The 26,567-nt window shown below is 65.2% G+C and carries 23 protein-coding genes and 1 pseudogene; 12 read left to right on the top strand and 12 right to left on the bottom strand.

Going from position 1 to position 26,567, the window contains the following annotated elements; translation table 11 throughout:
* The first annotated feature begins 20 nt into the window (after positions 1–20).
* The 11 genes from EBB59_RS01285 (at position 21) to EBB59_RS01235 (ending at position 10,301) form a co-directional block, all read left to right on the top strand.
* Complete coding sequence (locus EBB59_RS01285) at positions 21–1,448, top strand: aldehyde dehydrogenase (RefSeq protein ID WP_122100335.1); 1,428 nt, start codon at positions 21–23, stop codon at positions 1,446–1,448.
* A gap of 217 nt (positions 1,449–1,665) precedes the next feature.
* Positions 1,666–2,325 (top strand): carbonate dehydratase, encoded by a 660-nt coding sequence (can, locus tag EBB59_RS01280; protein ID WP_122100334.1) that lies wholly within the window; start codon positions 1,666–1,668, stop codon positions 2,323–2,325.
* Entirely contained in the window at positions 2,322–2,750 is a 429-nt protein-coding gene (locus tag EBB59_RS01275; protein ID WP_122100333.1) for a RidA family protein, read from the top strand. The genes can and EBB59_RS01275 overlap by 4 nt, the downstream gene beginning before the upstream one ends.
* Complete coding sequence (locus EBB59_RS01270) at positions 2,747–3,376, top strand: hypothetical protein (RefSeq protein ID WP_122100332.1); 630 nt, start codon at positions 2,747–2,749, stop codon at positions 3,374–3,376. Before EBB59_RS01275 ends, EBB59_RS01270 begins: the two co-directional genes overlap by 4 nt.
* Positions 3,377–3,378: 2 nt before the next feature.
* The gene (locus EBB59_RS01265) at positions 3,379–3,927 is read left to right on the top strand and encodes a 3-hydroxyanthranilate 3,4-dioxygenase (RefSeq protein WP_122100331.1); all 549 of its coding nucleotides are present in this window, start codon (positions 3,379–3,381) and stop codon (positions 3,925–3,927) included.
* A 2-nt stretch (positions 3,928–3,929) separates the two neighbouring features.
* A complete protein-coding gene (locus EBB59_RS01260) occupies positions 3,930–4,955 on the top strand; it encodes an amidohydrolase family protein (RefSeq protein WP_122100330.1) in 1,026 nt (341 codons plus the stop codon).
* Positions 4,952–6,226 carry a kynureninase gene (gene kynU / locus EBB59_RS01255; RefSeq protein ID WP_122100329.1) on the top strand — a complete coding sequence of 425 codons (1,275 nt, stop codon included), beginning with the start codon at positions 4,952–4,954 and terminating at the stop codon, positions 6,224–6,226. The genes EBB59_RS01260 and kynU overlap by 4 nt, the downstream gene beginning before the upstream one ends.
* On the top strand, positions 6,216–7,577 hold the full coding sequence (locus EBB59_RS01250) for an FAD-dependent oxidoreductase (RefSeq protein WP_122100328.1): 1,362 nt from the start codon (positions 6,216–6,218) through the stop codon (positions 7,575–7,577). The genes kynU and EBB59_RS01250 overlap by 11 nt, the downstream gene beginning before the upstream one ends.
* Entirely contained in the window at positions 7,577–9,022 is a 1,446-nt protein-coding gene (sbcB, locus tag EBB59_RS01245) for an exodeoxyribonuclease I (protein ID WP_122100327.1), read from the top strand. The genes EBB59_RS01250 and sbcB overlap by 1 nt, the downstream gene beginning before the upstream one ends.
* Complete coding sequence (locus tag EBB59_RS01240; RefSeq protein WP_122100326.1) at positions 9,019–9,705, top strand: DUF2461 domain-containing protein; 687 nt, start codon at positions 9,019–9,021, stop codon at positions 9,703–9,705. The genes sbcB and EBB59_RS01240 overlap by 4 nt, the downstream gene beginning before the upstream one ends.
* On the top strand, positions 9,705–10,301 hold the full coding sequence (locus EBB59_RS01235) for a DUF2939 domain-containing protein (protein WP_122100325.1): 597 nt from the start codon (positions 9,705–9,707) through the stop codon (positions 10,299–10,301). The genes EBB59_RS01240 and EBB59_RS01235 overlap by 1 nt, the downstream gene beginning before the upstream one ends.
* Here the strand turns inward: EBB59_RS01235 and EBB59_RS01230 are convergent.
* From EBB59_RS01230 to EBB59_RS01200, 6 genes are all read right to left on the bottom strand, one after another.
* The gene (locus tag EBB59_RS01230) at positions 10,298–10,855 is read right to left on the bottom strand and encodes a recombinase family protein (protein WP_122100324.1); all 558 of its coding nucleotides are present in this window, start codon (positions 10,853–10,855) and stop codon (positions 10,298–10,300) included. The two genes, EBB59_RS01235 and EBB59_RS01230, sit on opposite strands and share 4 nt — an antisense overlap.
* 350 nt (positions 10,856–11,205) lie before the next feature.
* On the bottom strand, positions 11,206–11,706 hold the full coding sequence (locus EBB59_RS01220) for a transposase (protein WP_122100323.1): 501 nt from the start codon (positions 11,704–11,706) through the stop codon (positions 11,206–11,208).
* Positions 11,703–12,029 carry a hypothetical protein gene (locus EBB59_RS01215; protein WP_122100322.1) on the bottom strand — a complete coding sequence of 109 codons (327 nt, stop codon included), beginning with the start codon at positions 12,027–12,029 and terminating at the stop codon, positions 11,703–11,705. Before EBB59_RS01215 ends, EBB59_RS01220 begins: the two co-directional genes overlap by 4 nt.
* A 249-nt stretch (positions 12,030–12,278) precedes the next feature.
* Positions 12,279–12,635, bottom strand: a complete 357-nt coding sequence (locus tag EBB59_RS01210; RefSeq protein WP_122100321.1) for a cupin domain-containing protein — start codon at positions 12,633–12,635, stop codon at positions 12,279–12,281.
* A 47-nt stretch (positions 12,636–12,682) separates the two neighbouring features.
* The gene (locus EBB59_RS14445) at positions 12,683–13,075 is read right to left on the bottom strand and encodes a HepT-like ribonuclease domain-containing protein (RefSeq protein ID WP_342769019.1); all 393 of its coding nucleotides are present in this window, start codon (positions 13,073–13,075) and stop codon (positions 12,683–12,685) included.
* A complete protein-coding gene (locus EBB59_RS01200) occupies positions 13,072–13,362 on the bottom strand; it encodes a nucleotidyltransferase family protein (protein WP_122100320.1) in 291 nt (96 codons plus the stop codon). The genes EBB59_RS14445 and EBB59_RS01200 overlap by 4 nt, the downstream gene beginning before the upstream one ends.
* A gap of 159 nt (positions 13,363–13,521) precedes the next feature.
* Here EBB59_RS01200 and EBB59_RS01195 point away from each other — a divergent pair.
* Positions 13,522–14,653 (top strand): annotated as a pseudogene (locus tag EBB59_RS01195) (DUF4158 domain-containing protein); the annotation flags it as partial.
* A 235-nt stretch (positions 14,654–14,888) separates the two neighbouring features.
* Here EBB59_RS01195 and EBB59_RS01190 read toward each other — a convergent pair.
* From EBB59_RS01190 to EBB59_RS01165, 6 genes are all read right to left on the bottom strand, one after another.
* Positions 14,889–15,800, bottom strand: a complete 912-nt coding sequence (locus tag EBB59_RS01190) for a 5'-nucleotidase (protein ID WP_122100319.1) — start codon at positions 15,798–15,800, stop codon at positions 14,889–14,891.
* Between the two features lie 49 nt (positions 15,801–15,849).
* Positions 15,850–18,411, bottom strand: a complete 2,562-nt coding sequence (locus EBB59_RS01185) for a bifunctional diguanylate cyclase/phosphodiesterase (RefSeq protein ID WP_158601678.1) — start codon at positions 18,409–18,411, stop codon at positions 15,850–15,852.
* Positions 18,412–18,559: 148 nt separating this feature from the next.
* The gene (locus EBB59_RS01180) at positions 18,560–19,327 is read right to left on the bottom strand and encodes an NAD kinase (RefSeq protein WP_122100317.1); all 768 of its coding nucleotides are present in this window, start codon (positions 19,325–19,327) and stop codon (positions 18,560–18,562) included.
* A gap of 85 nt (positions 19,328–19,412) precedes the next feature.
* Positions 19,413–20,186 carry an alpha/beta fold hydrolase gene (locus EBB59_RS01175; protein ID WP_122100316.1) on the bottom strand — a complete coding sequence of 258 codons (774 nt, stop codon included), beginning with the start codon at positions 20,184–20,186 and terminating at the stop codon, positions 19,413–19,415.
* A gap of 165 nt (positions 20,187–20,351) precedes the next feature.
* The gene (locus EBB59_RS01170) at positions 20,352–25,301 is read right to left on the bottom strand and encodes an NAD-glutamate dehydrogenase (RefSeq protein WP_122100315.1); all 4,950 of its coding nucleotides are present in this window, start codon (positions 25,299–25,301) and stop codon (positions 20,352–20,354) included.
* Positions 25,302–25,340: 39 nt separating this feature from the next.
* Positions 25,341–26,504 carry an acyl-CoA dehydrogenase family protein gene (locus EBB59_RS01165; protein ID WP_342769018.1) on the bottom strand — a complete coding sequence of 388 codons (1,164 nt, stop codon included), beginning with the start codon at positions 26,502–26,504 and terminating at the stop codon, positions 25,341–25,343.
* Positions 26,505–26,567 lie beyond the last annotated feature (63 nt).

The raw sequence follows: 26,567 nt of genomic DNA, 5'->3' as shown, positions 1-26,567 counted from the left end.
CGCCAACCCAGGCCGGGCCGATGACGCAACGCTTCCCGCACTGGATCGACGGCGCGCCGCGCGATGCCGCCGGCGGTGGCTGGCTGCCTGTCCACGACCCCGCCAGCGGCGCGGTGTATGCCGAAGCCGCCGATGGCGATGAGCGCGACGTCGAAACCGCCATCGCCGCCGCCCAGGCCGCCTGGCCGATGTGGTCGGCCCTGCCCGCCAGCGAGCGCGCACGTTGGCTGGAAAAACTGGCGACGGCGCTCGAATCGCGTATCGAGGATTTCGCCCGCGCCGAAGCGCGCGATGGCGGCAAGCCTGTCGCCTTGGCGCGCCAAGTGGAAATCCCGCGCGCCATCGGCAACCTACGCTTCTTCGCCCATGCCGCCACGCAGTTCTCCAGCGAGTTCCACCACGGCGAAGCCGGGATGCACTACACCCTGCGCCCCCCGCTGGGCGTGGTCGGCGCCCTTTCGCCGTGGAATCTGCCGCTTTACCTGTTCACCTGGAAGATCGCACCGGCGCTGGCGGCGGGAAACACGCTGCTCGCCAAGCCCTCGGAAGTGACCCCGGCCAGCGCGACAATGCTGGCGGAGTTGGCCGCGGCCATCGGCTTTCCACCCGGCGTGTTCAATCTGGTCCACGGGGTTGGCCCGAAGGTCGGCGAAGCGATGGTGATCGCGCCGGCCATCAAGGCGATCTCGTTCACCGGCAGCACCACGGTGGGAAAACGCATTCACCAGCGCGCCGCGCCGATGTTGAAGAAAGTCTCGCTGGAGCTTGGCGGCAAGAATCCCACCCTGGTCTTCACCGATGGCGCATGGCGCGAGAACCTCGACACGCTGGTGCGAAGCGCCTTTCAGAACAGCGGCCAGATATGCCTGTGCGGCTCGCGCATGCTGATCGAGCGCGGCATCTACGCCGAAGTGCGCGATGCGCTGGTCGAAGCCGTTTCGGCGCTTGCCGTTGGCGACCCGCTGGACGAAGCCACCCGCATCGGCCCGCTGGTCTCGGAGGCCCATTTCGCCAAGGTGATGGCGGCGATCCAGCGCGCGCGCGACGAGGGCGGCCATGTGCTGGCGGGCGGTGTCGCGCTCGATCGTCCCGGCTGGTTCGTGGCGCCGACGATCATCGACGGTCTTGGCCCCGATTCGGCGACGAACCGCGAGGAAATCTTCGGCCCGGTGCTCACCCTGCAACCCTTCGACGACGAGGCTCACGCGCTGGCGCTCGCGAACGCCAGCGACTACGGCCTGGCCGCCTCGGTATGGACGCGCGACTTCGCCCGCGCCCACCGTCTGGCCGCGCGAATACGCTGCGGCATGGTCTGGATCAATACCTGGCTGCTGCGCGACCTGCGCACACCCTTCGGTGGCGTCGGGCAATCGGGCTACGGCCGCGAGGGCGGGCTGGAGGCGATGCGGTTTTTCACCGAGACCCGCTCGGTCGGCTTCACCGGATAAGGCAAGGCCGATGTCGAAGGAAGCCGCCCCCTTCCGCCACCGCCAGTTTCCATGCCTCCCTTTCCAACGGCGTATTCATCGCCAAGCACGCGGCGGGCCAGGCGTGCCCGCCGAACCGGGAGCCGTGGCCCGCGCCGCCACGCCCGGACCATCCGGCCCACCACAAACGCGTATGCTTGCCCGCTGAAGCCGGCCCAGGGCTGGCAAGCCATACGCCATGACCCGCATCGACCATCTGCTTCGCAAGAACCGCGCCTGGGCCGAGCGCATCCACGCCGAGGACCCGCACTTCTTCGAGCGCCTTTCCGCCCAGCAGTCACCGCAATACCTGTGGATCGGCTGCTCCGACTCGCGCGTGCCGGCCAACCAGGTGATCGACCTGGCGCCGGGCGAGGTCTTCGTCCATCGCAATATCGCGAATGTCGTCGTGCATACCGACCTCAACTGCCTGTCGGTGATCCAGTTCGCGGTGGACGTGCTGAAGGTCGGGCATATCCTGGTGGTCGGGCATTACGGTTGCAGCGGCGTCCATGCCGCCCTGCACCAGACCCGCGTGGGGCTGGCCGACAACTGGATTCGCCACGTCGGCGACGTTGCCGAGAAGCACGCCGGCATCCTCGCCCCGCTCGACGCCGAACTCGCCCACGACCGCCTGTGCGAACTGAACGCGCTTGAACAGGCGGTCAACGTCTGCCAGTCCACCATCGTCCAGGATGCCTGGGCACGCGGGCAGGCGCTCGCGGTGCATGCCTGGGTCTACACCCTGCGCGATGGCCGCGCTCACGATCTCGGCCTCAACGCCACCTCGCCATCCGATCTGGCGGGGCAATACCCCGAGGCGCTGGCGCGCATCCGCATCGACCGGGAGGATCGGTGAACGGCATCCGCAGCGACAACGCGCCCAAGCCGGTTGGCCATTACCCCCATGCACGCCGCGTCGGCGGGCTGCTGTTCCTGTCCGGCATCGGCCCGCGCGCCGTGGATGGCGATGGCGTGCCCGGCAACGTCTACGGCGACGAAGGCCGGCTCATCGCCTACGACATCGTGGCGCAGACCCGCGCGGTGTTCGCCAACGCGCGCGCGGTGTTGGAAGCCAGCGGCGCCCGCTGGGAGGACTTGGTGGACGTCACCGTCTTTCTCACCGACATGGCGCACGACTTCGATGCCTACAACGCAATCTGGGCCGAACATTTCCCCGACATCGACCGCGCGCCCTGCCGCACCACGCTCGGCATCGCCGCGCTGCCCACGCCCATCGCCATCGAACTGAAATGCATCGCCGCCACGAGGACGCCCGAATGAAGACGATCTGGCTTTCCGCCGCCTGCCTGCTGGCATTTTCCGCCGCCTCCGCCCAAGCGCTGGAGTCGCCCGCGCCACGGGACAATGCCGAGTTGCGCACCCTGTTCGAGCAGGGTCAGACCGACCGTAAAAACGGTTCGGTGGACTGGCGCAAAGTCATCGCCCGCGACTTCGAGCGCCGCACCCGGGTGCGCGAGCTGCTGCACGAAGGCCGCCTCCGCACCGCCAACGATTACCGCCATGCCGCCTTCGTTTTCCAGAATGGCGGGAGTGCCGCCGATTACCGCATCGCCCATGCGCTGGCGACGCTTGCGATGACGCTTGAGGACACGGCGGAGAACCGCTGGATCACCGCCGCCGCCTGGGACCGCCTGCTGATGGAAAATCTACAGCCGCAGTGGTACGGCACGCAGATCGGGAGCGACAGTCATGGTTTCTATCTTTTTCCCGTCGCCACATCGGCCATCGGCGAGGACGAACGCAAACACATGGCGGGACGCACGCTGGAAGAATCCAGGGCCAAGGTTTCCGACTGGGTCAAGGAGACCGGCCAGACGATCCATGAACCCGCTCCCACCATCGAGGATCTCCGCGCCAAAGCGCAGGGCCGCGGGAAGAAAAACTGACCATGCTGCCCGCCGCCTTCAACCTGCAAGCCTGGATCGAGGAAAACCGCCACCTGCTGAAGCCGCCGGTCGGCAACAAGTGCATCGTGCAGGAGGATTTCATCGTGATGATCGTCGGCGGACCGAATGCCCGCACCGATTACCACCGGGAGGAAGGTCCCGAATGGTTCTACCAGCTCGAAGGCGAAATGGTGCTGAAGATCCAGGAGGACGGCCGGGTGCGCGACATCCCGATCAAAGCCGGCGAAGTCTTCTACCTGCCGCCGCGAGTGCCGCATTCGCCACAACGGATGGAACACTCGGTGGGGCTGGTGATCGAGCGCAAACGCCAGCCGTACGAGGACGACGCCTTGATGTGGTTCTGCGTGCGATGCAACCATGGCCTGTACGAGGAGCGTTTTCATCTCAAGGACATCGAGGCGGACTTCTTCCGCATCTTCGAGACCTTCTACAAGAACGATGAACTGCGCACCTGTGGCCGATGCGGCACGTTGAATCCACGTCCCTCGCGCTACGAGACGCGGGCCGACAACCGCGCGGACATCACCTGAACATGCTGAAGATCGATATCCACGCCCATTACCTGCCGCGCGACTGGCCCGATCTGGCCGCGAAGTACGGGGAGGCGCGTTTCCCGGTGATCCACCACGGCGAGGACGGCCGCTCGCGCATCTACCGCGACGGCAAGTTCTTCCGCGAGATATGGCCCAAGACCTGGGATGCGCAAATCCGCATCGGGGAATACGCGGGCTTCGGCGTACAGGTGCAGGTGCTCTCCACCGTGCCGGTGATGTTCAGCTACTGGGCCAAGGCCAACCATGCGCTGGAACTGCACCGGGCGCTCAACGACCACATGGCCCAAACCGTATCCGCGCATCCCCGCCACTACGCCGGCATCGGCACGGTGCCGTTGCAATCGCCGCAACTGGCGATCCGCGAACTGGAGCGCTGCATGGACGAACTCGGCCTGCAAGGCGTGCAGATCGGTTCGCACCTGCATCTGGCCGACGGCCGCCACTGGAACCTCGACGCCCCCGAACTCTTCCCCTTCTTCGAAGCCGCGGCGGAGCTTGGCGCGGCGATCCTGGTGCACCCGTGGGACATGATGGGCAGCGATTCAATGCCGAAATACTGGCTGCCCTGGCTGGTCGGCATGCCGGCCGAACAAGCGCGCGCGGCCTGCTGCCTGGTGTTCGGCGGGGTGCTGGAGCGCCTGCCGCGACTGAAAATATGCATGGCTCACGGCGGTGGCAGCTTTCCCTATACCATCGGCCGCATCGAACACGGCTTCAACATGCGGCCCGACCTCGTCGCCACCGACAACTTCCGCAATCCACGCGAATACCTCAAGCGGCTGTACTTCGACTCGTGGGTGGCCGACGAACGCGCATTGCGCTATCTGCTCGATGCCTGCGGCGTAGAGCGGGTGATGCTCGGCACCGACTACCCCTTCCCACTCGGCGAAGAGACACCGGGCGAAGGCATCGAACGGCTGGCCCTCACCGGTGCCGAACAGGCCCGGCTCTACCACGGCACCGCGCTGGAATGGCTCGGCCTGCCCGCATCGAGGTTTGCATGAACGATCCATTGACCCCCGAGTACGCACTGGCGCGGGATGCCGCCTGTCCGCTGCGCGGCTTCCGCGACGAATTCCTGTTCCCCAGGCAGCAGGGCCTGCAACAGGCCTATTTCTGTGGCAATTCGCTTGGCCTTCAACCGCGCGGCGCACGCGCGCATGTCGAAGAAGTGCTGGACAAATGGGCGAGCGAGGCGGTCGAGGGCCACTTCACCGGACAGGCGCAGTGGATGCCCTACCACGCACTGGTGCGCGAACCACTGGCGGAGATCGTCGGCGCCCGGCCATCGGAAGTGGTGGCGATGAACTCGCTGAGCGCCAATCTGCACTTGATGATGGTGAGCTTCTACCGGCCCGCCGCCGGGCGCGACGCGATCCTCGTCGAAGCGGGCAGCTTCCCGTCCGACCGCTATGCGGTGGAATCCCAGCTCCAATACCACGGCCTGTCCCCGGCCCTGAGCCTGATCGAAGTGGAACCCGACCTGCCGGACGGCGTGTTTTCGATGGATGCCATCGAACGGGCCATCCGCATGCACGGCCCGCGGCTCGCCCTCGTCCTCTGGCCCGGCGTGCAGTACCGCACTGGACAAGCCTTCGACCTGGAGGCTATCGCCCGCCTGGGCCACGAAGCCGGCGCGCTCGTCGGCTTCGACCTCGCCCACGCGGTCGGCAACCTGGAGCTGCGGCTGCACGATAGCGGCGCGGATTTCGCCGTCTGGTGCCATTACAAATACATGAACGCCGGGCCCGGCGCGGTGGCCGGCTGCTTCGTCCACGAACGCCATGCCGACACCACGCGCCCCCGCTTCGCCGGCTGGTGGGGCAACAATGCCGCCGTGCGTTTCAAAATGGAGCCGACGTTCAACCCGACGCCCGGCGCCGACGGCTGGCAGTTGTCGAATCCGTCGATCCTCGGCCTCGCCCCGTTGCGCGCCGCCACCGAGCAGTTCCAGCGCGCCGGGATGCGGGCATTGCGGGAGAAATCACGCAAGTTGACCGGCTACCTCGAAACCCTGATCGATGCGCACTTGGCCGAAGCCATCCAGATCGTCACCCCGCGCGACGAAACCCAGCGCGGCGCGCAACTTTCATTGCGAGTGAAGGGCGGGCGCGAAGCCGGGAGGGCGCTGTTCGCCCACCTGCAATCGCGCGGCGTGCTGGGCGACTGGCGCGAGCCGGACGTGATCCGCATCTCGCCCGCCCCGCTCTACAACAACCACGACGACGTACTGCGTTTCGCACAGGCGGCGAAGGAATGGATCGATGCCCATTGAGCGACACCTGACCATCGTCGGCGCCGGACTGGCCGGCGCCCTGCTCGCCACCTTACTGGCCCGGCGCGGCTTCAAGGTGCAAGTGTTCGAGCGCCGCGGCGACCCGCGCATCGACGGCTATGCCGGTGGTCGTTCGATCAACCTGGCGCTGGCCGAGCGCGGCCTGTACGCCCTGCGCCAGGCCGGCGCCGACGACGAAGTGCTCAAACACGCGGTGATGATGCGCGGCCGCATGGTGCATCCGCTCACCGGCAATCCGCACCTGCAACGCTACGGCCGCGACGACAGCGAAGTGATCTGGTCGATCAACCGTGGCGAACTCAACACCACCCTGCTCGATGCCGCCGAAGCCGCCGGCGCCGAACTGATATTCGACCATGGCCTGGCCCACGTGGATTTCGATGCCGGCATCGCCCGCTTTCACGACGCCGAAGGCCGCGACCGCCGCCACGCCTTCAACGCCCTGATCGGCTGCGACGGCGCCGGATCCACCTTGCGCGCGGAAATGGAGAAAAAAACATCGCTCGGCAGCCGCACCGAATGGCTGGGCCACGGCTACAAGGAACTGGAAATCCCGCCCGGCTTCGACGGCGACTTTCGCATCGAACCGAACGCGCTGCACATCTGGCCACGCGGCCGCTATATGTGCATCGCCCTGCCCAACGACGAGCGCACCTTCACCGTCACCTTGTTTCTACCCAACGAAGGCGACGCCCCCAGCTTCACCACAGTCACCGACGGCAATGACGCCGAAGCCCTGTTTTCCCGCGATTTCCCCGATGCACTGCCGCTGATCCCAGGCCTGAGGGAAGACTTCGAGCGCCATCCGGTCGGCGCCCTGGCCACGCTCTACCTCGCCCGTTGGCACCTCGGCGCGCAGGCGGTGCTGGTCGGCGATGCCGCGCACGCGATGGTGCCCTTCCACGGCCAGGGCATGAACTGCGCCTTCGAGGACTGCCTGGCGCTGGCCGAGTACCTGGAGCGCGATACCGATCTCGCCACCGCGTTCGCCGCCTACGAACGCGAACGCGCGCCGAACGCCCTCGCCATCCAGACCATGGCGCTGGAAAATTACCTCGAAATGCGCGACCGGGTGGACGATGACGATTACCTGCTCCAACGTGCGCTGGAATTGAAACTTGCCGAGCGCCATCCCGGCCGCTTCGTGCCGCGCTACAGCATGGTCAGCTTCATGCGCCTGCCCTACGCCACCGCCTTCGAACGCGGGCGCATACAGCGCGAGTTGCTGGTCGAGGCAACCGTCGGCCGCGCCGCGCTGGAGGAATTGGACTGGAACTGGCTGGACAACGAAGTCACCCGACGCCTCCCCCCCTTACCGGTCAACGCCTGATGCCAGCCAGCTTCCTGTTCTACGACCTCGAAACCTTCGGCAGCGACCCGCGCCGGAGCCGCATCGCCCAGTTCGCGGCGATCCGCACCGATGCCGAACTGAACGAAACAGAGGCGCCGATCAGCTTCTTCGTCCAGCCCGCATTGGACCTGCTGCCCTCGCCCGAGGCCACCCTGGTCACCCGGATCACCCCGCAGCGGGCGCGGCACGAGGGCCTGCCGGAGGCCGAGGCGATGGCGCGCATCTTCGAGGCGATGGCGCGCCCGGAAACCTGCACGCTTGGCTACAACTCGCTGCGCTTCGACGACGAATTCGTGCGCTTCGGCTTCTGGCGCAATTTCTTCGATGCCTACGAACGCGAGTGGCGTGGCGGCAATTCGCGCTGGGACCTGCTCGACGTGATGCGCCTGGCGCATGCGCTGCGGCCCGAGGGTATCGAATGGCGAACGCGCGAGGACGGCCAGGGCATCAGTTTCAAGCTCGAACACCTGGCCGAGGACAATGGCCTGCGCGAGGGCATGGCGCACGAAGCGTTGTCCGACGTGCGCGCGCTGATCGGCCTGGCGCGCCAGCTCAAAACCGCACAGCCACGGCTATGGGACTACGCGCTGAGCCTGCGCGACAAACGCGCCGCGATGCGCCTGCTCGACACGTTCGCCATGCGGCCGCTGCTGCATGTCTCGCAGCGATTTCCCGCCTCGCGCCTGTGCGCCGCGCCGGTCATTCCACTGACCCGGCATCCGCGAATCGACAGCCGGGTGATCGTGTTCGATCTGGCTCAGGACATCGAGCCGCTGCTGGCGCTTTCCGCCGAGGACATCCGCGACCGGCTGTACGTCGCCCAGGCCGATTTGCCCAAAGGCGAGCAGCGCATCGCGCTGAAGGAAGTCCACGCCAACCGTAGCCCGATGCTGGTCGAATGGGCGCATCTGCGCGAAGCGGACTTCGATCGCCTCGGCCTCGATCCGGCGCTGGTCGAGGCCCGTGCGGACAAACTCCGCGCCAGCGGCCCGAAACTCGCCGAGAAGATCCGACAGGTGTACGCGCAGCCCCGGGATTTCACCGGGCATGACGTCGACGGCGCGCTCTACGATGGATTCATTCCCGATAGCGACAAACGGCTGATGGCGCAGATCCGCGCCACCCCGGCGGACAAACTCGCCGCCAGCGGCATCGCCTTCCGCGACCCGCGGCTCGACGAATTGCTGCTGCGCTACCGCGCCCGCAACTGGCCGGACACGCTGGATTTCACCGAGCAGGCGCGCTGGTACGACTACCGCCGCGCACGGATGTTCGAAGACGACAGCCTCGGCGGCCAGACCCTGGCCGGCTATCGCGCCGAAATCGCCACGCTGCGCGCGCGACACGCCGGCGATGCCGACACGCTCGCCCTGCTCGATCACCTGGATGCCTGGGGCGGCGAACGTGAAGCGGAGATCGCATGAACGCCTATTTCGACAAGGCCGCCTTCAAATTTCTGAACGGATTGGCGCGCCACAACAACCGCGAATGGTTCCAGGCCCACAAGGCCGATTACGAGACCCATGTGCGAACGCCCTTCCAGCGCCTGCTGGGCGATCTGCAACCCGCGCTGGCCGCGATCAGCCCGCATTTCCGCAGCGACCCGAAGACCGTCGGCGGCTCGATGTTCCGCATCCAGCGCGATACCCGCTACGCCCACGACAAGTCGCCATATAAACCGTGGCAAGGGGCTCGGCTTTTCCACGAGCGCAGGCGGCAGGTCGCCGCGCCTTCGTTCTACGTCCATCTGCAACCAGGCGCCAGTTTCGTCGGTGCCGGGCTGTGGCACCCGGAAACACCGACCCAGCGCCGGGTGCGTCAGTTCATTTTCGAGAATCCGGCCGGCTGGGCACGGACCGCGCGCGACAAGGCCCTACGCCGGCGCTTCGATCTCGAATCCAACGAAATGCTGGTGCGCCCACCCACCGGATTCCCGGCCGATTTCGAATTCATCGACGATCTGCGCCACCGGAACTTCGCGCTCGCACGCACGCTGGAAGATGAGGTCATGACCGGGCCGAAACTGCGCCCGATACTCGAAAAAGACCTGGCGCAACTGGCGCCATTCGTGGACTATCTTTGCGCCGCGCTCGATCTGGAATTCTGATGAACCAACTGCCGAAACACCTGGCCGCGCTTACCATTGCCGCCGTACTTCTGCTGGGCGCCTGGCTCGTCGCCGGCCCTTACCTCGCCATCCACGGCATCCGCCAGGCGGTGGAAAAACAGGATGTGTCGAAGCTGGAGCGATATATCGACTTCGCCGCCCTGCGCGCCAACCTGCGCGCCCAGGTCGAGGACCGGCTGGCGCGCGAGATCGATCAGCGCCTGGGACGCGGCGTCGCTGGCGGCAACGCCGCGACGGTCGCGGGAGTGCTCTCCGACAACGCGGTGAACGCAATGGTGTCCCCCACCGGCATCGCCATTCTGTTGCAGGGGCATGCCCTCAAGCAGCGCATCGCGGGCAACACCGTTCCCGAAAGCGGCAGCGCCGGCCAGACCATCGCCTACGACCCGTTGAAGGAAGCGAAAACCCGCTTCGAATCGCCTTCGCGCTTCATCGCCACGGTCAACAGCGCCAAAGCCCAGCCGGTGACGTTCGTGTTCGAGCGCAAGGGCCTGCGCTGGCGGCTGAGCGACATCGTATTGCCACCCCTCCCCAACCAGGGGGCGTCTCAGAAAACGGAAAATAAAGCACGCTAAGCGTGCGTGGAGGCTGGCACCCAGCGGTACAGCGTCGGAATGGACACGCCGAGGTTCTTGGCCACGTCCTTGGGCGGCACCCCGCTGGCCAGTAGCTTCTTGGCCGACTCGATCTTGCTGTCGGTCATCTTCGGCTTGCGCCCGCCTTTGCGGCCGAGCTGCTTGGCGACTTCCAGCCCTGCGCGGGTGCGCTCGACAGTCAGCTCGCGCTCCATTTCGGCAAGGCTCGCCATGACGTGGAAGAAGAACCACCCGGATGGTGTGCCGGTGTCGATGGAGTCGGTGAGGCTCCTGAACTGGACACCGTGCTTGTGCAGCTCGCCGACCAGATCGACCAGTTGCTTGACCGACCGGCTCAGCCGGTCGAGCTTCCAGACGACCAAAGTATCGCCTTCGCGCAGCATTTCGAGCGTCTTGGCCAAACCAGGCCGGTCTGCCCGCGTGCCACTCACCTTGTCCTCGAAGACCTTTTTACATCCGGCCTTGCTCAAGGCTTCGCGTTGCAACTCCAGGTTCTGATCCTGCGCCGAGACGCACGCATAGCCAATCAACATGGCTTGTCTCACGCCCGGTCGATGCGCCTGCATGACTTCTTCGTGGGTGTACGACCTGGCGTTGGGATCGGTGGCTTCCCGCAGGGCTTCCTCAACCTCGCGCGTCATCCGCTCGTAATCCTCCGGCCACAGCGCTTGCTCCATGCGCAGCGACACCTGACCCAGCAGGTGCAACAGGCCGAACAGCCGCATGTCGTTGGTGGTGACGATGTGCTCCCGGATCCGCTCCTGAATAGCTTCGCTGGCCCGATGCGCTTGTGGTGTGGCAGTCCCCTCGTAGTCAGTGGGGAATTCCGCTTCCTCGGCAATCCTTGCCCAGGCGCTGGCCAGCGCCTCGATGGTTGACGTGCTCATTTCCGCCGCTCCTGTGCTCTTTGGCGAATCGACCAGCCAAGGTGCCACGACGCGAAAAGCAGCAGCATCACGCCTATCGGATACCAGGTCGAGAAGACCACCAAGGTATCGAAGGCTGGCCGTCCGGTGTTGGTAGGCAGTACGGCGGTCACAGCCATCAACCCGCCGACCGTCCAGATGATGCGCCACACGTAGGGCATCACGCGGGGCACGTAGCCGTCATCGAAAGCGCTCTGGTAGTAGCGGCGCAGGTCGCGCTGGGCAAGCGCCTGGCGCTGCCGCTCCGACAGCGCATCCGTCCAGCCATACCAGCGCCGGAATGGTGGACAGCGCAGCAGCAAAGGGGTGAAGAGGCTCATCACCGCCACGATGGCGACATCCCACGCCATGACGGCGCCGGCATCGGGCCGCTTGGCGTTCTCGATCACGGGCGCGAAGATGCCCGGAGCACCGATCATCCAGAACAGCGCAATGTGCCGATGGAAGGAGAGCTTCATTTGTTCATCCACTTGCGCTGCAGACGCTTTTTCAGGGAGGCGCGTTCTTGCGGGTTGCATCCCTTGTGATTGGCGATGCGATCCGCCGTGGCGACCTGGCGCTTGACGGGCCAGTAGGAGCGGCCATCCTTGCCCATCGACCAGACGCTGCTGACCTGGTTTTCCAGCAGGGGCAGATGGGCGCTCAGGGCTTCGGGCGACGCGCTGGTCAGCGCCGTGCGCTCACGGGTGCGCCAGCGCTGATGCCAGAGCTTCTTGTCCTCGCGCTCGCTGTGGCAGGTCGTGTGCGCGACGATGGGTGTTTTGCGGCGGCTGCGGCTCATAACGTGGTCTCCAAGAACATTCAGAACTGATCCCAGGCGTCGATAGTCAAGACCTGATCGGCAGGACAGGCGGCTACGCGCTCGGGAACTGAATGGTGTTCAGTCTCATGCCGGCCCCATTCAATTGATCGCTTCGCTTGCGGCACGCTGCGACGCAAGGAGATTTGCGACCTGGTTTAGCAGCCGTGTCCGCTGCATGTCTGTTACCTATCTCCCCGACCGCTCATTGGACTAACTCCAGATTGGGCTCTATCGCTCAGCCAATGCGTAACCGGCATTGGCTGATGCCACAACCGAGACGAACACAAATGGCTCGGTACCTATGTTTCGCGCCCCGTGCACTTGGCCCGGTCTTGCCACGGCTATCTCACCTTCCCTGAGGGCACGGACAATCCCATTGCCCTGAAAGTAATCAGCCATTCCCGACAAAACAGTCCACGTGTCTTGACCGTTAGGGTGAACGTGAGCTGCAATTTCCTGCCCGGGATGGACATGCCAAACCACGATAATCGAGTCTCGGGTTTCAAGCACAACGGAACGAATAGGCTCACCTTCGGACGGCTGAACATAATCGGCTACAGAAAATATTCTCGATTCAACAGTCATCGGACATCCCTCTTTGACAGTGCACCCGGACAGGCTGGATATGGGTTCTAACTCGAATTTGAACGGGAGGCTGGTCGTGCGGTCGTGCAGTTGCCGATGAGCGTGTCGGCTGCTGCCTCCTTGCCCACCAGCGAACTCACGTCCGTTGCGACCATCCAGAAGGTCTTGCCCGAGCGCGGCTCATAGGTCGCGGGATCGAACACGCCAGAGGGGCCGAACATCGGCGGCTTGCTGTCATTGGTCATGGCTCCATTCCTTACGTAGCCATCCATCACCTTTGTGGCCGCCTCGCCGATGTCGATCAGGCTCATGATGACAGCCTGTTGGGTGCGCTTATCGGCCAAGAAGTCGTCCTTGGCCATCCCTTCCACGAAGCTGCGCGCATCGGTTGCGGCCTGCTGAATGTGGTCGAGGTAATCGGGTAGGCGGTTCTCGCTCATATCGGTTGCGCCTCCGCGAGCACTTTGGCCCGGAACTTCGGCGGCAGGTCGCCGAGAGTCAGCAGATCGACGTCGACGCCGAGCAGCGATTTCAGTTCTTCTTCCAAATCGCCCAAGTCCAACAACGTGGCACCGGGCAGCGCATCGACCAACAGGTCGAGGTCGCTGCCATCTCGGTCGGTGCCATGCAGCACCGAGCCGAAGACGCGCGGGTTCGCGGCGCGAAAGCGGCCTACCGCTTCACGCACTGCGCTTCGCTTCATGTCAAGCACAACAGACGGTCGCATGGGCATCCTTTCTTATCGAAACTCGTTGAGATGACATGCAATCAAGAATTGAGTTTCAAGAACCATTTTCGAGAATCGCAATGCCTTGATTTCCCATGCCGCGCCGGTTGCCTTGGCGGGCTTGTCACAAACCCATGTTTTCAAGAAGAAGGAAACCACATGCCTCGCCGTTCGATCCTCTCCGCCACCGAGCGCGAAAGCCTGCTGGCGTTGCCGGACACCAAGGATAAGTTGATCCGTCACTACACGTTGAGCGAAAGCGACCTCTCCACCATCCGGCAGCGGCGCGGCGCGGCCAATCGGCTGGGCTTCGCGGTGCGGCTCTGCTACCTGCGCTTTCCCGGCGTCATCCTTGGCGCTCCAGCTCAAGGTCGGCATCGAAAGCCGGGACGAGTACGGGCAGTGTGAGCAGACCCGACACGGGCACCTGGTCGAGCTGCAAACGGTGTTCAGCTTCCAGCCGTTCACGATAGGCCACTACCGGCAAGCCGTCCAGTTGCTGACCGAGCTGGCCATGCAAACCGACAAGGGCATCGTGCTGGCCAGCACCTTGATCGAGCACCTGCGGCGGCAGTCGGTCATTGTGCCCGCCCTCAACGCCGTCGAGCCGTCGAGCCGTCAAGCCGTCGAACGGGCGAACGGGCGAACGGGCGAACGGGCGAGCGCCGAAGCGATTATCCGCACCAACCGGCGTCTCTACGACGCCTTGGCTGAGCCACTGACGGACGTGCATCGCCGTCGCCTCGACGATCTGCTCAAGCGCCGCGACAACGGCAAGACGACGTGGCTGGCCTGGCTGGGGCAATCCCCGCTCAAACCGAACTCGCGGCACATGCTGGAACACATCGAACGCCTCAAGGCGTGGCAGGCGTTCGACCTGCCCTCCGGCATCGAGCGGCTGGTTCACCAGAACCGGCTGCTCAAGATTGCCCGCGAGGGTGGCCAGATGACGCCCGCCGACCTGGCGAAGTTCGAGCCTCAGCGGCGTTACGCGCCCCTGGTGGCGCTCGCCATTGAGGGCATGGCCACCGTCACCGACGAAATCATCGACCTGCACGACCGCATCCTGGGCAAGCTGTTCAATGCCGCCAAGAACAAACATCAGCAGCAGTTCCAGGCATCCGGCAAGGCGATCAATGCCAAGGCGCGGCTGTTCGGGCGCATCGGCCAGGCGCTGATCGAGACCAAGCAAGCGGGCCGCGGTTCGTTCGCCGCCATCGGGGCCGTCATGTCCTGGGATGCTTTCGCCGAGAGCGTCACCGAGGCGCAGCGGTTCACGCAACCCGAGGACTGTGTCACGCCCCGGCGCTTCGAACAGCGACACACAATTTAGAACCCTTTGAACCCGCTGATCGACCAATCATTCCCATGACCGCGTGCGGGGCCAGCGCCTCTGATGGCACGCGAAGCAAAATGCGGAAGGTGTCACACCCCGTCGCTTCGAACAGCCGCACACTCGGCTAGCGCGCGCGAAGCGGAACGCCCGCGACGGCCCTCTCCCGGCGCGCCTCCGGGCAACGACACCGCTAAGGGTTTGCCACCCCGTGCGGCACATGCCCGGCCGCCACGTGCCGGCGCGCCGAGTCGACGTTGTGCAGCGAATCGTCGAAGAAGATGTCGGCGCCGAAAGCATCGAGGAAAGCCCCCTTGTCGCGGCCGCCGAGAAACAGCGCCTCGTCGAGGCGCACGCCCCATTCGCGCAGGGTGCGGATCACCCGCTCGTGCGCGGGCGCGGAACGGGCGGTGACCAGCGCCGTGCGGATCGGCGCGGCTTCGCTGGCCGGAAACACCTGCTGGAGATCGTGCAGAGCCTGGAGAAACCCCCGGAACGGACCGCCCGATAGAGGCTCGCGGGCGCGTTCGCGCTCATGTATGCCGAATGCCTCGATGCCCTGCTCGCGCGAGACACGCTCGCTTTCGTCGCTGAAGATCACCGCATCGCCATCGAACGCGATGCGCAACTGGTCGTGGCGGGACTCCGCCGCGCCGGCCGGCAGGATGGACGCCGCGCCGATGCCGGCTTCCAGCGCCCGCCGCACCGATTCCGGGTTGGCCGAAAGAAACAGATGCGCGCCGAAGGGCTTGATGTAGGGCCAGACCGGCGCGCCGGAAGTGAAGGTGGCGCGTCGGATGTCGAGACCGTGGTGCTGGATGGAATTAAAGACGCGCAACCCGGTATCGGCGGAATTGCGCGAGAGCAGGATCACCTCGACGCGCGGCTCCTCGGCCGGCATGCCGAGATTGAGCGCTAGCAGCTTCCGCACCAGGGGAAACGCGATGCCGGGAGCGAGCGGCTCCTCTTCTCGCGCGCGCTGGTGGGCGCTGAAAGCCTCGACGCCTTCGCGCTCGAAGAGGGCGTGGCTGTGCTCCATGTCGAACAAGGCGCGGGCGGTGATCGCAACGACCAGCGGCTCGGGTGGGGCGGTTTGCGTATCCATGCCGGCAGGATGCCAGATTGCCGTCGCACGGTCTGCCATACCGCCGTCCTCAGCGCTGGAAAACCACCCGCTCCGGTGAATGCAGAGCATTGCCCTGGGCGTAATCCACCCCGATCGAGGCCAATGGAACGCAGGTATCGGCATCGGGAACCCATTCGGCCACCACCTTGAGCTCACGCTGGTGGCAGATATCGGTGATCGCGCGGACGATGGCCAGCGACATGGGGTCGGAGCGGAGGTTGAACACGAAACTGCCATCGATCTTCACCGTGTCCACCCGCAGGTTCTTCAAATAACCGAACGAGGACATGCCGGAGCCGAAATCATCCAGGGCAATGCCGCATCCCATGGCTTGCAGGCGTTCGATCAGGTTGTTGGCCGCGGTCAGGTTGCGCACCGCCACGGTTTCAGTGATCTCGAACGAAATGCGGCGTGGATCGACGCAATGAAGCGCAAGGTGTTCCAGCACGAAATCGCCGAGCGACGGGTCCTCCAGGCTGTCGCCGGACAAGTTGATCGCGCACCGGGCCAGGCCTTCGCCCGCCGGATGCAGCCGGTCGAGATTGGCGAGCGCGGTGGCGATGACCCAACGGTCGATTCGCGGCATCAGGCCGAAGCGCTCGGCCGCGGGCAGAAAGGCGCCAGGCAGAACCTCCCGCCCGTTCTCGTCGTTCAAGCGCAGCAAGAGTTCGATGCACGGCGCGGTGTCGAGATCCGGTTGCAGGGGCCGCAGTTCCTGGTAGGACAACAGCAACCGGTTCCACTCGATCGCCTCGTGCAGGCGGTTGGCCCATTCCATCTCGCTGCGCCGGCGCGTACTGGCATCGTCATTGGCGAAATAGAAATGCACGCGATTGCGGCCTTTCTCCTTCGCCATGTAGCAGGCGGTATCGACCTGCATGAACAATTCCTTGATCGATACGTCCCGGCTCTCGATCAGCACCCCGCCGATGCTGGCGCTGACCGCGTAGCCACGCTGCTCCTCCCAGACGAATTTGTGACCGGCGATGCCGCAACGCAGGCATTCGGCCCGCGCCAGCGCCGCATCCATGTCCGCCACGTCACACATCAGCACCCCGAACTCGTCGCCACCGATCCTTGCCAGCAAGTCGTTCGCGCCAATGCTCTTGCTCATCTGCCTGGCCAGTTGCACCAGTAACTGGTCGCCCGCGACGTGGCCCGCGGTGTCGTTGATGACCTTGAACTGGTCGAGATCGATAAACAGAAGCACGTGGTATCCGTCCCCCTGCGTTTCGAGCACCTGGCGTAGACGCCGCTCGAACTCGTCGCGGTTGAATAGCCCGGTCAGCGCATCATGACTGGCCTGCCAGCTCAGGCGCTCGGTGAGACGACGCTGCTCGGAGACGTCGCTGGCCACCATCAGCCAATTGCGCCGCTCTTCGACCTGCATCGAGGTGAAGGTCGCATGCACCCAGAAGCATTGCCCCCTGGTCGATTGCATCTCGAAATCACGACTGCCGGTTCCCGCCTTCAGAACATCCGAGATCCGCGTCGTCTCCTCGGAATCGACCAGCAGCCCGGCCAGCAGCACATTGCGCTCACCTATGCCCAGCGACTCACGGGCGGCCAGGTTGGCGTAGACGATGCGTCCGTGTTCTTCGTCGATCAGCAACACCAGCGTCGGCAGCAGCTCGTTGAGCCTGCGGAAACGCGTCTCGCTGGCTCGGTAGCGTTCGCTCATTGCCCGCCCCAGTTCCATCGCCCGGCTACGCCGCAACACCAGCAAGTGGAGCAGCGCGGCAAAAAGCAGGCTGGAAAACACGCCCGGCCAGAACACGAGCATCCAGCGGGATACGGCATGCACCGGCGCGCTGTCCTCAATCGCCACCTGCCAGCTACGCCCGCCGTAGTCCAAATTGCGAATGAAACCGGGCGTCTGCTTCGTCGCCATGCCCTCATGCAGGATTTCGCCGCTGCCCAGGTCTTTCACCTCCACCCGCAATGGATGCTTCCGCATGATCGCGCCCGCGCCTTCGATCAACTTACTCACGCGAAACGAGGCCGCCAGCATGCCGCGCAAGCGCTGGCGGCGTTCGGCCGTATTGCGCGGAAGCCCCCCCGGCGAATAAACAGGCAGCCGCATCACCACCCCGATGCCGGCACCCTCAGTCCCGACCTGGCGCAAGTGAAGGGGAGCCGACAACCTGACATCGTCGCCATCGGCGGAGGCCAGCGCGGCCTGGCGGTCGCCTGGGCGCGAGCCGAGCCTGCGCCCGTACAACGTTTCGTTGCCCGCCCGCGGAACCACACTTTCGATGATGAAATCGATGCCACTCGCGGAATCGACGCGGCGGGAATAGGTGACCGCCTGCAAGTCCGGCAGCCCGCGTCCGGTCATCAGATTGGTGGCCAGGACATCGAATTCGTCCTCTCTCACTTCATCCGAGGACAGGTAAAACAACTGCATCGAGCGCAGCACGAGCTCGCAGGATTGCAGGCGATACTCCAGCGCGCTGTAGACGCTCTCCGCCCCGGCTTGAAAAACGCGTGCATGCTCCTTGATGGCCCGTTCGTCCTCCAGGCCCGCGAACCAGAAGCTAATGACCACCCCCAGCACAAACGCCAACAGGCTCCACAGCCAGGCAACCATCCCTACCCCAGCCAGCCGTCTGAGCAGTGGATTCGTATACCGCGCTTCTGGTATTCCGCCACGAATATCTTTGTTCCCCCATACTGATACCAGGCTGCGGACACCATTGCCGATACTCGGCCGGTGAGATATCCGCCCGCCCATGCGCTCAAGCCACGAATTGTTCGGCCAGGATACGCTCTTCGAGATTGTGCTCCGGGTCGAACAGCAACGTGACGGTGCGTGTTCTCGATTCGCGGATCGTCACCTCCACCACATCGCGCACCTCGTGCGAGTCGGCGGTGGCGCTGACCGGGCGCTTGTAAGGGTCCAGCACTCGGAAGCGGACTTCGGTATCGGCCTTCAGCACCGCGCCGCGCCAGCGCCGGGGGCGGAAAGCGGCGATCGGGGTCAGCGCGATCACGCCGGTGCCCAGCGGCAGGATCGGCCCGCCGGCGGAAAAATTGTATGCCGTGCTGCCGGCGCTGGTGGCGGCCATCACGCCATCGCAGATCAACTCGTCGAGCCGCTGGATACCGTTGAGATCGATGGCGACATGCGCCGCCTGCCGAGTCTGGCGCAGCAGCGAAACCTCGTTGTAGGCCAACGAACCGATGCTCGCGCCGGATTCGGTCTGCGCGACCATTTCCAGTGGCCGCAGCACCGCCGGCCCGGCTTCGGCAAGGCGTTCGGGCAGCGCTTCCAGCCGGTACTGATTCATCAGGAAACCCACCGTGCCGAGTTTCATCCCGAATACCGGCCTGCCCAGATCGCCGTGGCGATGCAGGGTTTGCAACATGAAGCCATCGCCGCCCAGCGCGACCAGCACCTCGGCCTCGGCCGGCTCGCACTGGCCATGCAGCGTGACCAGCGCGGCCAATGCCGCCTGGGCATCGGCGGCGGGACTGGCGAGGAAGGCGAAGCGAGAGGAGCTCATACGCCGAGCATAACGCGAAGACCGGTGACGCATGGATGGGCAATGCGAAAACGAAGCCATGCGTCTCTCCACACATGAATCCTGACTATTGGCCCGGCAGGCTGGCGAGAAGCGCTTTGAGCGCCGGGAGTATTTCCCCGGGGCTGTCTTCCAGCACGGTGTGCGAAGCGAAAGGCAGGTTCAGTAAGCGCGCGCCCTCGACTTGCTCGACCAGTTCGAAAGCCTGGCGACGGGAAACCAGGAAATCTTCATCGCCATGCACCACCAGAAGCGGGCTGGCGATCGAACGCACCGACTCGCCTGGATAGGCTTCGTCGCCGCTACCGAGCCACATGGACACGGTGGCGTCGAACAACTTCCCGAAATCGGCTGCGGGATTCTCGGCCTCGTAGTGGCGGACTTGCGCCGGAAACATGCCACGCCACTCGTCCACCGTGATTTGCCGATAGAGCGCGCGCGTCGGGTCATCGGCCGGCATCCGCCAATGCGCGCCGACCGCGACGACGAAGCGAAGCGCGATGGCGCCGGAGGCGACAAGGCGCAAGGCAACGATTCCCCCGTCGCTATGGCCGATGATCCCGGCATCTGTCAGCCCGAGTTCGGTCAGGATGGCGGCGGTGTCCTGTTCAAGCCGGTGGTAGGTGAGCGAAGCGCTCCCCAGCGTCGAGCGCCCATGCCCACGGCTGTCGATGGCGACAAGGCGGTGGTCGGCGGCAAGATGCTTCGCCAGCGGCAGAAAGTCGTTGCGGCTCCCCAACCCGCCATGAAGCAGGACGATCGGCGGCCCATCGGCCCGGCCCGCTTCCGATACGAACAGAGCGGCGTCGCCCACGGATAGGATGCTTCCCGTATCGAACATTGTTCCTCCAGCGAAAGCGCTGTCTGGCGGCACGCCCAGGGGCCGTGGCGCATCCGGTTTCGTGGATGCGCCGGCCCGAGATTTCACCCTGGCACCGGGGTGGGAAAGTCCCATTCAGCCGCCAAACGCGTACTGAAGCGGGACCGCCCCACCCCGCGCCGGCGCTCAGCCGCGCGAGGCCAGTTGCGCCAGACGCTGCACCGCGACCGAAACGGTCGGGTAATCGAGCGTCTTCTGCGCGGCCAGTTCGTTCAGCATGGCGAGGGTGAAGCGCAGCGTCGGGTCGTCACGCTCCAGCCAGGCCGTGACCTTGGCCTCGGCATCCTTGCCCGGCATCGCCAGCACCTGCTCGGTGAGCTTGCGCATCTGCGCGGCCAGTTCGTCGCGCAGTACGCCACGCGCCACCGCGTGCCAGCGGCCGTCCACTTTCAGCGCTTCGATCTGTTCACGCAGCCACGGCTCGCGCAGGGCGTCTCCCAGGCGGAAATAGACCTTCGCCACTTCCACCGCCCGCAGTTTGCGCTCGCGGGCCAACTCGATGATGTTCGGGCTGGGCTCCAGGTAGGGCAAGGCGGCGAGCTGGTCGGCCAGGCGTGCCGGCACACCCTTCGCCCGCCATTCCTTGCGCGCGGCCTCGTAGGCGGGCCGCTGGGAGGGCGGCAGGATGCCTTCGCCGGCCCGGATGTCGCGGAAGCCGTCGTGGTAGCGGTCGACCGCGGCGGTGATGCTGGGGATGGCGCCAGGGCGCGACAGCAACCAGCGGGTGAAGCCGCGCTGTGCTTCCCAGATCACCTGCAAGGCGTCGATCTGGGTCTCGTCGGCGGCCTTGCCGTCGAGCGCGTCGATCTGCACCCACAGCTCGCGCGCGTCCAGCGTCTCGCGGGTGATGGTGTAGGCCTTGGCGATGTCGCCGATGCTGCGACCGCTATCCTCCTGCATGCGCATGAGGAAAGTCGCGCCCATGCGGTTGATGGTGGAGTTGGTGACGGCGGTGGCGATGATCTCGCGCTTCAGCCGGTGGTGCTCCATCGTCTTGGCGTACTTGGCTTGCAGCGGCTCGGGGAAGTAGCGCACCAGTTCCTTCGACAGGTACGGGTCTTCCGGCACGTCGCTGTCGAGCAGTTGCGGGTAGGCCACCAGTTTGGAATACGACAGCAGCACGCACAGTTCGGGCCGGGTGAAGCCCTGCCCGCGCGCCTTGCGCTCGGCCATCTCGGCATCCGACGGCAGATGCTCGATGTTGCGATCCAACTGCCCCTGGGCCTCCAGTGTACGCAGGAAGTGCAACTTGGAGCCGAGCCGGGCCTGCCCCATGCGCTCCATCAGCGACAGGGTCTGGTTCTGCCGGTAGTTGTCGTTCAACACCAGCCGCGCGACTTCGTCGGTCATCGACGCCAGCAGTTTGTTGCGATCGGCCAGCTTGAGTTTGCCCTTCTGCACTTCGCCGTTGAGCAGAATCTTGATGTTGACCTCGTGGTCCGAGGTGTCCACGCCGGCCGAGTTGTCGATGAAATCGGTATTGAGCAACACGCCGTGCTGGGCGGCCTCGACCCGGCCAAGCTGGGTGAAGCCCAGGTTGCCGCCCTCGCCCACCACCTTGCAGCGCAGATCGGCCCCGTTGACGCGCAGCGCGTTGTTGGCACGATCGCCGGCATCGGCGTCGCTCTCGCGGCTGGACTTGACGTAAGTGCCGATGCCGCCGTTCCACAACAAATCGACCGGCGCTTTCAACGCGGCCGAGATGAGTTCGGTCGGGCTCAGGCGCCGCACCTCGGGATCGATACCCAGTGCCGCGCGCATTTCCGGCGTCAGTTCGATCGATTTCTCGGCCCGCGAAAACACCCCGCCGCCCTTGCTGATGAGTGCGCTGTCGTAATCCAGCCAGGACGAACGCGGCAGCTTGAATAGCCGCTGGCGTTCCCTGAACGAGCGGGCGGCATCCGGATTGGGATCGATAAACACGTGACGGTGATCGAAAGCGCAGACCAGGCGGATGTGCTTGGACAGCAGCATGCCGTTGCCGAACACGTCGCCGGACATGTCGCCTATGCCGACCACGGTGAACGCCTGTTTCTGGGTATCGTGGCCGAGCGCGCGGAAATGGCGCTTGACCGACTCCCACGCACCACGCGCGGTGATGCCCATGCCCTTGTGGTCGTAGCCCACCGAGCCGCCGGAGGCGAACGCGTCGTCCAGCCAGAAACCATGCGCCTGGGCGATGCCGTTGGCGATGTCGGAGAAGGTCGCGGTGCCCTTGTCGGCGGCGACGACGAGGTACGGGTCGTCGCCATCATGACGCACCACGCCGGCCGGCGGCACGATCTTGCCGTCGATGGCGAAGTTGTCGGTGATGTCGAGCAGGCCGTTGATGAAGCACTTGTAGCAGGCCACGCCCTCGGCGAACCAGGCATCGCGATCCACCGCCGGGTCGGGCAACTGCTTGGCGAAGAAGCCGCCCTTGGAGCCGACCGGCACGATCACCGTGTTCTTCACCATCTGCGCCTTGACCAGGCCGAGCACCTCGGTGCGGAAATCCTCGCGGCGATCCGACCAGCGCAGGCCGCCGCGCGCCACCGGGCCGAAACGCAGGTGGGTGCCTTCCACGCGCGGCCCGCAGACCCATATCTCGCGGTAAGGACGCGGCTTGGGCAGATCCGGCACCAGGGAGGGATCGAGCTTGAAGGCGAGGTAGTCGGCCGGGCCGCCATCCTTGCGCAGGCCGCCGGCGTAATCGATGTAGTAGTTGGTGCGCAGCGTCGCATCGATCACGCCCATGAAACTGCGCAGGATACGGTCTTCGTCCAGGCTCTTGACCCGGTCGAGCAGGCCGAGGAACGCGGTACGGGTCGCTTCCATCTGCGCCTTGCGCGATTGGCTGCGCGCGGCGATCACCGGCTTCACGGCGACGCAGGCGGCATCATCGCCACGGCAAAGCACGTCGATCTGGGCGGCGAACGCATCGGCGCCGGCCTTGATCTCGGCCTTGCTCTCGCGGCCGGTGGCGGGGTCGAAACGCGCCTCGAAATATTCGACCATCAAACGCGCCAGCAACGGGTAGCGGGCAAACGTGGCTTCGACGTATTGCTGTGAAAACGGCACCCCGGCCTGCATCAGGTACTTGCAGTAGGCGCGCAGCATGGCGACCCGCTTCCAGCTCAGGCCGGCGCCCAGGATCAGCTTGTTGAAGCCATCGTTCTCCAGCTCGCCACGGAAGACGCGGCCGAAGGCTTCGATGAAGGCGGCCGAGTTGCCGTTCGGGTCGGCCGCTTCGTCGGAGAGCGCAACCTCGAAATCCTGGATGTAGGCGACTTCGTCCTCGGCCTCGATCCGGTGCGGGTATTCCTCGATCACCTTCAGGCCCATGTTCTCCATCATCGGCAGCACGTCGGAGAGCGGCAGGCTGTCGTTGCGATGGAACAGCTTGACCTCGATCGCGCCGGCGTTGCGGCTGGCGGCGGGGTCGACGCGCAGGCTGATGCCGAGATCACCGGCGCCGCCCAGGGCGGCGAGCCGGGCCACGTCGTCGGCGGCCGCGGCGGGACTTGCCTGCTCGATGTAGGCCGGGCTAAGCGCCCTGCCGTAGCGTTTGGCCAGCGCCACGCCTTCGATCTCGCCATGACGCTCGATCAACAGATCGTTGAGGTCGTCGCGCCAGTTGCGCACGATGCCGGCCAACCGGCTTTCCAGCGCCGAGAGATCGGCCACGGTTTCGGCGTCATCGCGCGGATGCACGATGAGATGAATCTGCGCCAGCGGCGAATCGCCCATCAGCACGTGGCTCTCGACGTGATCGGCGGCCAGCACTTCCTTCAGCATGGATTCGATGCGCAGGCGCACGTCGGTGTTGAAGCGCTCGCGCGGCACGTAGACCAGCACCGAATAGAAACGGCCATAACGGTCGCGGCGGATGAACAACCGGCTATCGGCACGCTCCTGCAAGCCCAGGATGCCGCTGCCGAGCGCGGCAAGCTCAGCGGCGCTGGCCTGGAAAAGTTCGTCGCGCGGCAAGGTTTCCAGCACGTGGCGCAGGGTCTTGGCGCTGTGGCCGGAGGCGAGCAGGCCGGAATCGGCCATGACCTGATCGAAGCGGGAACGCACCACCGGGATTTCCCACGGCCGGCGGTTGTAGGCGCTGGAAGTGAACAGGCCGATGAAACGCTTCTCGCCGACCGGCTTGCCGCTGGCGTCGTAGCGCACCACGCCGATGTAATCCATGTAGCCGCGGCGATGCACGGTGGCGCGGGCATTGGTCTTGGACAGGATCAGCGGGTCTAGCCTGCCGGCCTTCTGCACCCGGTAGGCGTCCATCGATTTCAGTATGCGCGGCTTGCTGTCGTCCTCGCGCAGGATGCCCAGGCCGGAACCCGCCACCGCCACCAGCACGTCCTCCTTGCCCCGCTTCCTCACGGCGTATTCGCGGTAGCCGAGGAAGGTGAAATGGTTGTCGGCCGCCCAACGCAGGAACGCCTGCGCCTCGACCACGCTCTCGGCCGGCACCGGCTCGCCCTGTCCCGCGAGCCTCTCGGCGGCATCGTTCATGCGGCGCTGCATCTCCGGCCAGTCCTCGACGCTCGCGCGCACTTCGGTCAGCACCCCGGCGATGGTGTCCTCCAGCGCACGGGCATCGGCATTGTCCAGGCGGTCGATCTCGACGTGCATGAACGATTCGTTCCCGCCTTCGCCCACCGCCCGCAGCTTGCCGGCCTTGTCGCGGCTGATCGGCAGCACCGGGTGGATCAGCACATGCACACCGATACCGCGCTCGGTCAGCGCGTTGGTGACGGAATCCACCAGGAACGACATGTCGTCATTGACGATTTGCAGGACGCTGCGCTGCGAATCCCAGCCATTTTTCTTCGCCTCCGGGCTGAACACCCGGATCGAGGGCCGGCCGGCCTTGCGCGTGCGGGCGAAGGCCAGGGCATCGGCGGCCAGCGCGGCCCAGACCTCGGCCGGATAGGTGCCGAGTTCGGCATCGGACATTCGCGCATACAACGCTTCGGCGAAACGGCGGACATCCCCGTGCTTGCCAAGACTTTCGAGAACGGCCTGGTGCAAAGCAACGGGGGCACGCGCTGCGGAAGCGGCGCGCGGGGCGGCTTTCTTGCTTGTCATCTCATCTACCTGTACAGGCGGGACGTATGGAAGTGACCGTCAGCGCAAACCGGTCTCGTTGCGGGCAATGACCAAGCGCTGTATCTCGCTGGTGCCCTCGTAAATTTCGGTGATCTTGGCATCGCGGAAATAACGCTCGACCGGCATTTCCTTGCTGTAGCCCATGCCGGCGTGAATCTGCACGGCCTGGTGGGCGATCCACATCGCCGCCTCGGAAGCGGTCAGCTTGGCGACGGCCGCCTCGGTGCTGAAACGCTCGCCTCGGCCCTTCTTCCATGCCGCGCGCAGGGTGAGCAACAGCGAGGCGTCGAGCTTGCACTTCATGTCGGCGATCTTGGCCTGGGTCATCTGAAACGCGCCGATCGGCTGGCCAAAGGCTTTGCGCTCCTTGACGTAGGCCAGCGTGGCCTCGTAAGCGGCGCGGGCGATGCCGATGGCCTGCGAGGCGATGCCGATGCGGCCGGCATCCAGCACGCCCATCGCGATCTTGAAGCCCTCGCCTTCCTTGCCCAGCACTTCGTCAGGTTGGACGAGGTAATCCTCGAATTCGATCTCGCAGGTGGCCGAGGCGCGGATGCCCAGCTTCGGCTCGGTCTTGCCGCGGCCGAAGCCCGCGCGCTCGGTATCGATGAGGAAGGCGGTGATACCGCGCGCGCCCTTGTCCGGCTCGCTCATGGCGAACAGCACGATGTACTTGGCCACCGGCCCGGAAGTGATCCAGCTCTTCTTGCCGTTGATGACGAAGCTGCCATCGTCCCGCTTCACGGCGCGGCAGCGCATCGCGGTGGCATCGGAACCGGACTGCGGCTCGGTCAGGGCGAAGGCGCCGATTTCCCTGCCCTCGGCGATCGCGCGCACGTATTTCTGCTTCTGTTCCTCACTGCCGTGGGTGAGGATGCCATTGCAAAACAGCGAGTTGTTGACCGACATGATCGTGCTGTGCGCGGCATCGCCAGCGGCGATCTCGACCATCGCCAGCACGTAGGCGATCGGGTCCATGCCGGCACCGCCGTATTCGGCCGGCACCTCGATGCCCATCAGGCCGTTTTCGCCCAACAGGCGAATGTTTTCCAGCGGAAACTCACCGGTCTTGTCGAAGTGCTCGGCGGAGGGGCCAATCTTTTCCTGCGCGATGCGCCGGGCCACGTCCTGAATCATCAACTGCTCTTCGGTGAAGCTGAAATCCACGGCATGCCCTCGCATCGGAAATGGAAACCGCGATTGTAGCCCGCCAGCGCCGTGGAACCCACGCTGCTTGACCGTATG

It is taken from the genome of Solilutibacter pythonis (genome assembly GCF_003697345.1).
Classification (GTDB): Bacteria; Pseudomonadota; Gammaproteobacteria; order Xanthomonadales; family Xanthomonadaceae; genus Solilutibacter; species Solilutibacter pythonis.
The sequence above is the reverse complement of the archived record's forward strand: the minus strand, read 5'-3'. Positions and strand labels throughout refer to the sequence as shown.

What these genes read in the sequence shown, in the direction of transcription:
- EBB59_RS01285 (WP_122100335.1), top strand. Translation starts at nt 21, where the DNA reads ATGACGCAACGCTTCCCGCACTGGATCGACGGCGCGCCGCGCGATGCC.
- can (WP_122100334.1), top strand. Translation starts at nt 1,666, where the DNA reads ATGACCCGCATCGACCATCTGCTTCGCAAGAACCGCGCCTGGGCCGAG.
- EBB59_RS01270 (WP_122100332.1), top strand. Translation starts at nt 2,747, where the DNA reads ATGAAGACGATCTGGCTTTCCGCCGCCTGCCTGCTGGCATTTTCCGCC.
- EBB59_RS01265 (WP_122100331.1), top strand. Translation starts at nt 3,379, where the DNA reads ATGCTGCCCGCCGCCTTCAACCTGCAAGCCTGGATCGAGGAAAACCGC.
- EBB59_RS01260 (WP_122100330.1), top strand. Translation starts at nt 3,930, where the DNA reads ATGCTGAAGATCGATATCCACGCCCATTACCTGCCGCGCGACTGGCCC.
- kynU (WP_122100329.1), top strand. Translation starts at nt 4,952, where the DNA reads ATGAACGATCCATTGACCCCCGAGTACGCACTGGCGCGGGATGCCGCC.
- EBB59_RS01250 (WP_122100328.1), top strand. Translation starts at nt 6,216, where the DNA reads ATGCCCATTGAGCGACACCTGACCATCGTCGGCGCCGGACTGGCCGGC.
- sbcB (WP_122100327.1), top strand. Translation starts at nt 7,577, where the DNA reads ATGCCAGCCAGCTTCCTGTTCTACGACCTCGAAACCTTCGGCAGCGAC.
- EBB59_RS01240 (WP_122100326.1), top strand. Translation starts at nt 9,019, where the DNA reads ATGAACGCCTATTTCGACAAGGCCGCCTTCAAATTTCTGAACGGATTG.
- EBB59_RS01235 (WP_122100325.1), top strand. Translation starts at nt 9,705, where the DNA reads ATGAACCAACTGCCGAAACACCTGGCCGCGCTTACCATTGCCGCCGTA.
- EBB59_RS01230 (WP_122100324.1), bottom strand. Translation starts at nt 10,855, where the DNA reads ATGTTGATTGGCTATGCGTGCGTCTCGGCGCAGGATCAGAACCTGGAG.
- EBB59_RS01220 (WP_122100323.1), bottom strand. Translation starts at nt 11,706, where the DNA reads ATGAAGCTCTCCTTCCATCGGCACATTGCGCTGTTCTGGATGATCGGT.
- EBB59_RS01215 (WP_122100322.1), bottom strand. Translation starts at nt 12,029, where the DNA reads ATGAGCCGCAGCCGCCGCAAAACACCCATCGTCGCGCACACGACCTGC.
- EBB59_RS01210 (WP_122100321.1), bottom strand. Translation starts at nt 12,635, where the DNA reads ATGACTGTTGAATCGAGAATATTTTCTGTAGCCGATTATGTTCAGCCG.
- EBB59_RS14445 (WP_342769019.1), bottom strand. Translation starts at nt 13,075, where the DNA reads ATGAGCGAGAACCGCCTACCCGATTACCTCGACCACATTCAGCAGGCC.
- EBB59_RS01200 (WP_122100320.1), bottom strand. Translation starts at nt 13,362, where the DNA reads ATGCGACCGTCTGTTGTGCTTGACATGAAGCGAAGCGCAGTGCGTGAA.
- EBB59_RS01190 (WP_122100319.1), bottom strand. Translation starts at nt 15,800, where the DNA reads ATGGATACGCAAACCGCCCCACCCGAGCCGCTGGTCGTTGCGATCACC.
- EBB59_RS01185 (WP_158601678.1), bottom strand. Translation starts at nt 18,411, where the DNA reads ATGGTTGCCTGGCTGTGGAGCCTGTTGGCGTTTGTGCTGGGGGTGGTC.
- EBB59_RS01180 (WP_122100317.1), bottom strand. Translation starts at nt 19,327, where the DNA reads ATGAGCTCCTCTCGCTTCGCCTTCCTCGCCAGTCCCGCCGCCGATGCC.
- EBB59_RS01175 (WP_122100316.1), bottom strand. Translation starts at nt 20,186, where the DNA reads ATGTTCGATACGGGAAGCATCCTATCCGTGGGCGACGCCGCTCTGTTC.
- EBB59_RS01170 (WP_122100315.1), bottom strand. Translation starts at nt 25,301, where the DNA reads ATGACAAGCAAGAAAGCCGCCCCGCGCGCCGCTTCCGCAGCGCGTGCC.
- EBB59_RS01165 (WP_342769018.1), bottom strand. Translation starts at nt 26,504, where the DNA reads ATGCGAGGGCATGCCGTGGATTTCAGCTTCACCGAAGAGCAGTTGATG.